Source organism: Mycoplasma tracheobuteonis (assembly GCF_054456995.1).
The window spans coordinates 1-9,227 of the sequence record NZ_JBTKTG010000019.1 but is presented as its reverse complement, the minus strand read 5'-3'; the positions used below and the strand labels follow the sequence as shown (position 1 = coordinate 9,227).

6 protein-coding genes are annotated in these 9,227 nt (G+C 25.6%); 2 read left to right on the top strand and 4 right to left on the bottom strand.

The features are described 5' to 3' along the window. Positions 1 to 49: 49 nt before the first annotated feature. From ACX1M8_RS03145 to ACX1M8_RS03135, 3 genes are all read right to left on the bottom strand, one after another. Positions 50 to 1,162, bottom strand: coding sequence for a DnaJ C-terminal domain-containing protein (locus ACX1M8_RS03145; protein ID WP_458836785.1), 1,113 nt, complete (start codon positions 1,160 to 1,162; stop codon positions 50 to 52). A 495-nt stretch (positions 1,163 to 1,657) separates the two neighbouring features. Beyond that, the gene (locus tag ACX1M8_RS03140) at positions 1,658 to 2,875 is read right to left on the bottom strand and encodes an Mbov_0401 family ICE element transposase-like protein (RefSeq protein ID WP_458836784.1); all 1,218 of its coding nucleotides are present in this window, start codon (positions 2,873 to 2,875) and stop codon (positions 1,658 to 1,660) included. 178 nt (positions 2,876 to 3,053) lie between these two features. Next, positions 3,054 to 4,157, bottom strand: coding sequence for an Mbov_0400 family ICE element protein (locus ACX1M8_RS03135; RefSeq protein WP_458836783.1), 1,104 nt, complete (start codon positions 4,155 to 4,157; stop codon positions 3,054 to 3,056). A 793-nt stretch (positions 4,158 to 4,950) separates the two neighbouring features. On the opposite strand from ACX1M8_RS03135, the gene ACX1M8_RS03130 reads away from it, so the two are divergent. After that, entirely contained in the window at positions 4,951 to 5,715 is a 765-nt protein-coding gene (locus ACX1M8_RS03130; protein ID WP_458836782.1) for a ParA family protein, read from the top strand. A 118-nt stretch (positions 5,716 to 5,833) separates the two neighbouring features. Beyond that, a complete protein-coding gene (locus ACX1M8_RS03125; RefSeq protein ID WP_458810768.1) occupies positions 5,834 to 6,031 on the top strand; it encodes a hypothetical protein in 198 nt (65 codons plus the stop codon). Positions 6,032 to 6,058: 27 nt separating this feature from the next. On the opposite strand, the gene ACX1M8_RS03120 is transcribed toward ACX1M8_RS03125, so the two are convergent. Further along, positions 6,059 to 9,227: Mbov_0399 family ICE element protein (locus ACX1M8_RS03120; protein WP_458836781.1), on the bottom strand; the 3,169-nt coding region annotated here is incomplete at its 5' end.

The window sequence follows — 9,227 nt, the reverse complement described above, 5'->3', positions numbered from 1 at the left end:
AAAAAATCACCTTTCTATTTACGAAGGTGATTACACAACATTCGGTCTATTACCCCATATTTACTTTATTAACAAATTTTTCATTAGAATTATCACTTGTATTTGCAATCACTTCTTGAATAGCCTTGCGATCTTTTCTGTCTAAATCAGGAACAATCACCTTAATATTTAGACGTAAATCACCTTGGGCATCTTTATATTTCACACCTTTTTGAGGGACTTTAATAAGTTTATCATCACTATAACTCTTTTTAAGTTTAATCGATACATCACCTCAAGGTGTAGGAACTTTAACATTATTTTCGAGCATTATATCTATAAATGAAACCGGAAAATCTAAATAAAGATCTAAACCATCTCTCTTGTAATATTTATGTTCCAATACTTGAACATGAATTAACATATCACCTGGTTCTCCACCATTTTGGCCTGGTGCTCCGTATCCTGTTAATTTTAATGTAAGACCTGTATTAGCTCCTTCAGGAACCTTAATAGTAACTGTTTTTTGTACCTTAAGGTATCTTTCACCTTTACAGTGAGTACATTTATTCTTAATCATTTTTCCTGTTCCACCACATGTACGGCAAGCTTGTTGTACCATTTGTTGCCCAAAGAATCCATCCACTACTCTTGTTGTAGTTCCTTGTCCTTTACATTCACTACATGTTGTGATATCTGAACTACTTTCCGCACCAGTTCCACCACAGTGTAAACATAGTTCTCATTTATCCAATTTTTGCTTTAATGTTGTTCCATGAATCGCATCCATAAATGAAACATTTAAAACAGAATTATAATCATCCCCCTTTTGTTTCATAGAGCGGGAAGCGCCTCTTCTAGCTCTTCCACCACTGAATGAACTAAATATATTTTCGAAAATGTCTTGGAAATCACCTGCGTTAAAACCACCTGAATATTGACCATTAAAACCAGCATAATTTCCATTAGCTGCATCAGCTCCATGCATATCATAAATTTTTCTCTTTTCTGGATCAGAAAGAATTTGATAAGCTTCATTGATTTCTTTCATCTTTTCATCGCTTGATCCATCTTTAAGTTTATCTGGGTGATATTGCATAGCTAATTTTCTATATGCTGTTTTTATTTCTTTTTCAGTAGCAGTTTTTTCAACTCCAAGTACTTTGTAATAATCTTTTTCCATAGTGATTATAATTTTAGCATAATTTGAGCTTATTTGCTAAAATTTAATAATATTTAATTTATTTTTCTTTGAAAATACTATAATTTATTCAAAAGTTTGGAACCGTGAAAATTAAGTATGTAGCATTTAGCTACTTCAGAATTATTATACATCATTCCCGACTGTTTTTACTAAATTTTTTTACTGAAACACCATTTTTTTCACGAAGTCAAATCAAATTTTTTCATAGAAAAAATTACACACGTGTGTGCGCTCGCCCTTTTAAGGCAAGATAAGAACTGCATCACCCTTTAACCAAGGGACAGTTTTTTTATCTTGTTAATTACGAAGTAATTAAAGAATTAAGGTTTTTAGTGCTTCATTCTGCATCAGCACTTAAAAATCTGCATCAATTTTGCATCAGCATTGCTTCAACAAAAAAACATATTACATAGTAATATGAAATGCTAAAAACTTGCTTCACTACTGATGCAAAATTGCATCAGTGCTATTTTACTAGTAAAACAGAGTACAATATCCATTTTGTAAATTACCATACATAATCTTTAATTTAATCATCTCTAAACCAAATATAGCTTGTGGTTTTTTGATATGCTTTTTACATTTTGAATACACATAATGCTCTGTATAGCTTTTGATTTTTAGTAGTTCACCATTGCTATTTCAAATACCTTTTTTGTTGTTTTCTACATACTTAACAAATGCAAAAATTTGCCTTTTTATTTCATTATTTAGATCTGTTTTTTGATTAATTTCATATTCAAAAACTACCATTAAATCATAGAAATCTTGTTGATTTCCATTAGTAAAAATGTATTCAAATAAATCAAATCATCTAGCATTATATGTTGTTGAATATCAATTTTTAAAGTAGTTTTTGTATGGATTATTACTATGTTTTGTATACCCCAATGCTCTTCTTAAATCAAAGATTAAATGAAATTTATCTAAAACAAATTGTATATTTACTTCAGATGATATCTGTTTAATAAATCTAGCACCATCACCTTTTAAATATGTAGCATTTGAATTTTTATTAATAAATTTTGATACATTATCTTTTAAAATATCACTAAATAAAGGTAGTGAATTTTGCTTTTTCTCACTACCCATTGCAATAATTACTACACCATTTTTGCTTAATTTTCTATTAGAAGTTGTATGTAATGTTGCTTGTCGCATACATAGATTATTTCTATGCGATGTATGATATATTTTGCTATAGCTATCATCCAATTCTATTTCAAATGGAACATTATTATCATTGAGTTTTTCTAGTTGCAATTTCTCTTTTAATTCATCATTTTCTTGATAAATCTTCTCTTTAATCTTAAGAACATTTATTCAATATTTGATATGATTTGCACTAATTTTAGTACCATCATATTTTCCTAAAATTGCATTACTCAAATATGAATAGCACATCTCTACCATTAATTGATAATCATATTTATATCTACAAATTTGTTTTAGAATATCATCGTGATAATGCATAAATCGTTTCATTTTACCATTAGAAAGTTTAATTTCATACATTGTAATGTTGTAGTAAAAAACACCATCCCTAGTAACTCATTTTCTATGATATCTTCTAGCTATTTTTCAATTAGGATATTCCTTTTTTCTGATTTCCAATCTAAATATCTCTTCTTTATGATTAAGTTCATCGATAAATAATTGTAATCGTTGTTGTGTTATATTATTAAATTTCATTATTTAATTATAAAAAATTGCAAAAAAAATCTAGCTTCAGTGCTAGTTATTAATAAATTAAATATATTATACATAATTTATAGAATAGTTGAAAATAAAATTCTTAATTTTATGCATATTATAAAAATTAAAGTGTAAAGCGAATTTATTGCAAGTAACCACTTGCACTTATATTATACTACATTTTTATTGTAGAAGTTTCTTCTTCTGTTTCATCTTCTTCATTAATTTCTATGATATCTTTATCAATGCTTTTATCTTCAACTATATCATTTATCTTTTCAACTAATGCTTCATCTTCTTGTGAAAGAGTATCAATTTCTTCTGTTTTTTGTGTTGTTTCATTATCTTCATTAATATGATTAAGTCTGATATTTCTATAATCATCAATATTTATTTCACCATTTTTTATAGCTTCAGAGCAATTGATATCAAAATTATGTTTAGCTAAAATATCTATAAGTTTATTCATAAAATCTACATATTCAGTTGCAGATAATTTAGTTACTTGAGATGTATTTTGATCTATTTTTACATATGGAGAATTTCATTGTTTTCAGTCTTCTAAACTCAATCTAGCTATTGATGGAATGCTTCAAGCATATTCTGATCTAACACCTTTTTCCATCAAAGAAAGATGCATTTTTTCTTTTAGATCTTGTATATGATATATAGAGTTTTCATTTGCAAATTGAGAAAATAATTCTCAAGTATTAGACTGATCTATGATTTCTGTTGCTAATGTATGTAATATCAAATCTTGATAAAAATTATATTTTTCAATATTTAATATATCAACTGAACTTCTATTTTTTATAAGATTTGAATATGCTTTAAATTCATCATCAAATGTAACTTCTTGCATTGTTGATTTATTTATGGATAAATTAGCATAAACAAATGAAATTATTTCTAATTGCTTATCAGAAGATAAATCATTTATTGTTTTAAACTGTGTGCTTCTAAAAATTTTATGAAAGTCAGTTGTTTTCATAATATGAATATTTGATGTATCAACTCAAGAATTTTTTCTCAATTTATGATTTTTATCATCATCCAAATTAATTTCCACTTCAAATGGTAATTTTTTAACATTTTCTTTAGCTCCACGAATAGTAAAATAATATGTATTTTCATCTATTTCAAAAATAACTAAAGGACGATTATTAAAACCTTGGGAATGTACATCAATTAATTTACCATCATATCTAAAGGCTACACTCTCATTTTTTCTTGAATATAAATTATTTTTTGTATTTTTAACGATTTTTAATTCATCCATTATACCTCCTAATTTAATTATATTAAATTCCACAAAAGTATAAAAAAATCTACTTTTCAGTAGATTTACATTAACCATAGACCTATTGATAAATCACTATTTAGATAACCAGTCTATGTGTCTTTTTCTAAATTGTAACCATTTATCCTAGTTTAACCCCTACAAGTGATAGACTTATCTTAATGCTTCTACGGGGGTTTCTTCATTAAGATATTACATCTATACTCGATTAGCTGTAATTAAGAATAATTACATAATTATTCTAACATACTTTTAAAAGTAGTCAAGCATTTTTTATATTATTTTTTAATATTTTATATTATGAATTTAAATACTTTAATTACTAAAATTTAGCTAGTTTCATAATTTTTATAATTTAATATATTATTTTATACTCTAAAATATTTTAATAAAAAATCTACATTTCTGTAGATTTAATCATTTATAGGTCTATTGATAAACCACTATTTAGACAATCAACCTATACATCTTTATCTAATTGTATCCATTTATCCTAGTTTATCCCCAGCAAGCTACAATAGACTTATCTTAATGTGTCCTTTGGGGGTTTCTACATTAAGATGTTACATCCGTACTCGTTCAACTGTAATCAAGAATAATTACATAAATATTGTAACACACTTTTAAAAGTAGTCAAGCATTTTTTATATTACACAATAATATAAAATATTATAATATATTTAACTAATTTAATTTTATATACCTATTTTTTAGATATTTTTTTATTTTAAATATTACTTTATAATATAATAAATTATGATATAATATTAATATGGAAACAAAGATTATTACATATTTAAATAATAAAGGTGGTGTTTTAAAAACTACATTAGCAACTAATCACGGTGTATATTTAGCAAAGCAAGGATATAAAGTGTTACTTATTGATATCGATCCACAAAATAATGTAGCAGAAACCTTTTATCTAAATAAAACTAAATATAGTATGTACGATTTGATATTTAATGATATTAAATATCAGCAAGCTATCATAAGTAAAAATGGTATTCATTTTATTACATCATCTATTGATTTAGCATCATTTGATGAAACATTACTTGCATATATGGAACAAAAAAAGAAATTTACATTGCCTAGTGAAATAATTAAGCAAATAGCTTATAGCAAAGAATATGATTACATCATAATAGATACTAGCCCTAGTTTAAGTAATCTACTTTACTATACTTTATTAGGATCTCAATATCTAATTATTCCATTTAACCCAGATTTTAGTTCCGTAAATGGATTAGGGAATGTAATAAAGTTTATTAATAGTGCAAAAGAACAAAATAAGCAACTAGAGATATTATCATTAATACCAACTATCACAAATTCAAGAAGTGAAATCGAAGAAGATTTAATCTTCCAACTTAAGGATCACTTTAAACATTTGCCTATTTCTCAACACCGTATTAAAAATTCACAATCACCAAGAAGATATGTTTTAATGTATAATCAACCGATATTAGCTTATAAAAAATATGCTAGTTATAAGTTGATACTAAATGATTATTACAAATCATTAAAAATTTAAGGAGTACATATGAATTTTATTAAAAATGTATTGCTAGCTTTAGTAGGAATAATTATTCTAGGAAATTTAGTAAGATTTTTTGTAATTCCATATATCTAATTCATATCTAGGAGATATTATGATTAATTTAAAAGACAGAGTTTCTAGCTACAGTGTTGAAGAACAACCAGTGGCTCAAAACGAATTAAAAAAAGGCATTTCAATAACATTAAGCAAACAAGCACTTGATAAATTAGAGTTTATCAGACATCAAAAAGGCGATATTATGAACCGTTCACAGATTATTGAATTGCTTATTAAAGAATACAAAATATAGAGCAGAGCTTTATACTCTACTCTATTTTTATTTAACCTTATTTTTGTATTTTCTAATATAGATAAATCAGCTTAATAATGCAGTTGCACCTATACCTAGTAATGCTAATGGAATACCAATAAATCATAATACCTTTTGTGCTATTGATTTTTCTGTATTCTCATTATGAATTTCATCCGTAAGCTCACCAGTAATTGCTTTATTAGTGCTATTACTTAATGATATATATGCTTCATCCTTATTATCATTTAAAGGATAAAGTTTAATATTTGTTGAATGTATTTTACCATCATTAGTCATAATGCTTTTAATTGCATCATTTAATTCTTTAGCATTTAGTTGATAATCTACATCATATCTAAATCCGAAAACATTTTTTAATCTATTATCTAAATCAACCACAAAACGATTTTTGAGCTTATCTAAATCATTTTCTGAATATAAGAATGAAAAACCACGAATGATGCTTAAGCTTTTAGCTTTATTCTCTGTATTAAATGATGGTAGATCGTTACTTAAATCATCTATAACTTCTTTATCAGTTATGTTGCTAAAGTTAAATGCTTTTTCATTATAACTTGCATTAGTAACCTTATAAGCATAAATTGTTCCTTGATGAATTTTTCCATCACCCACAACAGCTTCTCTAATTACTTTATTTATCTTTTCATTATCAAAAGTGTAATCCTTATAAACTTGTAAATTATGTTTTCTTAAGTATGCTTCAATATCTTTAAGTAAATGGATTTTTAAAGCTTGCATTGAATTATATTGATATTGTGGAGCATCTCAATTAGGTATTTTACTTAAATCTATTAAATCCGTTAAGTCATCTATAATTTTATCTTTTGTAGTATTGCTAAAAGTAAATGATTTTGTACCTTGAGATCTATTTGCAATCGGATAAATAGAAATACTTCCTATATGTTTTATACCATCGCTAATAGCAATACTTCTAATTGTTTTATTAATTTCAGCTCAATCAAATTTGTAATCAACATCTTCTATAATTGCATAACTCTCAAACAAGAATGTTTTAATAGCATTTGTAACTTTATCAGATATTGATTTCATACTATTTTCACTTAACTCAATTTCTTTCATATCGTTTAATTGACTTAAATCAAGTAAAGTTTTATTAGCTTCATCAATATCTGTAGTTACATTAATGCTTGTTTCATTATGAATTAAAGCATTTTTACCACTTAAAACAATCTTTTGATATGCTCTTCATTTTAAGATGTTTAGCAAGAATGCTTCAGATATATTCATCTTTAAATCCCTAGGTATTTTGATGTTATATCCAGCAAGTTGATTATTTATTTTTTCATATAGTTCATTAATCATCGAACTATCATCGGCATTAGCAATTTTAATATCAGTTAGCTTAATCTTGCTTAAGTCAACTTCTTTATCAAGAATATTGCTTGCATAGTTATATACCTTGATTAATCTTCTACCATTTTTACCTTTTTTAGCTTGTAATTCAAGATTTGAAACATTGCTAGGTTTATAACCATTAAATTGTAATTCAACAACACTTCTATCTCTTGCTACAGCATCTAAATTTACAATATGGTAATCATCATTAAGTTTTAACGGAGCGAAATATTTAGATACTTTATCTCTAATGGTATTTTTGATTTTTTCAATATCATTTTCACCATTTAAATTAATCACTAAATCACCATAGTTTTTAAAGATATCATAGGTATTATTGTTTTTCTTGTTATCTCACTTGCCTTTAATATTCATTACAAAACTATTACTTCCAGCTAGTGTATATTTATCCTTAAATTCATCATTAAGATAAATACCTAGTTCCATTATTGTATCATCATATGATATTGAATGCATAAGCTTATCATAATGTTGAAAATCAATAAATCATTTATTAAAGTTACCACTGATATTGTTTTTAAACTCTTCAAAACTATTAGTGTTTTTTAGTGTATTATCAAAGAAATCACTATTTCAATTTATTTGAAGTATTTCTTTATCTTCACCTTGTACCTTAAGTGGTATAGTAAATTCTTTAGTAGCTAATTTATGATTAATATTAAATGAATTAAGTCTTAATCCAAGTACAACCTTATTATCATTGCTAAACTCTACTCTATTTATTTCTACATAAGAATTTCCTTTAAAATCATCTAAAAAATAATCCTTAATTTTATCCATTTTTCAGACATTATTTTCTTTAAACATTTTTTCAAATTCTTCTTTAGTTAGTGGAATAAAATTCTTTAGTCTAGGGCTAATTGAAATGTATGAATTAAATTTTTCATTATTATAAATTGCATTAATAAACAATTTGTAATATTCCATAACATCTTCATAGCTTAATGCAAAAATTTCTTCATCTTTTAATCTGAATTTTTCAGCTATAAAGTTATACATTTCAGCACCAACTTTTGAATTTCAAAATGGTATTAAAAATCTATTTGAAATGTTATCTGTAAAAAGTGTGTGTGGATTTGTATTTGCATCTATTAATACAAATTTTAGATTAGAAATTGTATTTTTACCATTTTGTGCGATTAAATATAAACCACTATCTGAAATATAATTATTTTCTGATGTTTTAATTTCATCATCAATATAACTATTTTCATAAGCTAATGCATCTTTTTCAGCAAAAATCTTGAATATTTTTACATCTTTTGTATCACCGATATAAGACTTTAATCCACCTTTACCAAGTACTATAGCTTCAGCAATAAATCCATTGTCTTCTAAATTAGGCTTAAATAATGTTTTAGCATCGTATGGAAGATGTGTGTAACCATAATAATTTATATTGTTTTCATCATCATATGATCCATATCAGCTCATAATATAATTATCATATTTATGGTTATTAGTTTCTTCTTCACTATTATCGTTTTCATCTTCCATTTCTTCTTCATCATCAATTTCGTTATTTTCATCTTCAAGTTCATCAGCTTCTTCCATTTCTTTTAAGTGTCTGAAAAACTCAAAGCCTAGTGTGTCTACTCAAATCACTTGCTTTTTAGTTCCAGTATTGATATCTATACTAGGATCATAAAGTTCGTTAGGGATTTTATTTCCTTTATCATCTTTAATTTCTTTACCATCGGCATCAATTTTATATGGAGAAATCAACACCTTTTGATGATAATTTTTGCTAGGATCTCAAGCATATCATTTGAAATCTTCTTGAATACTTTTTGAA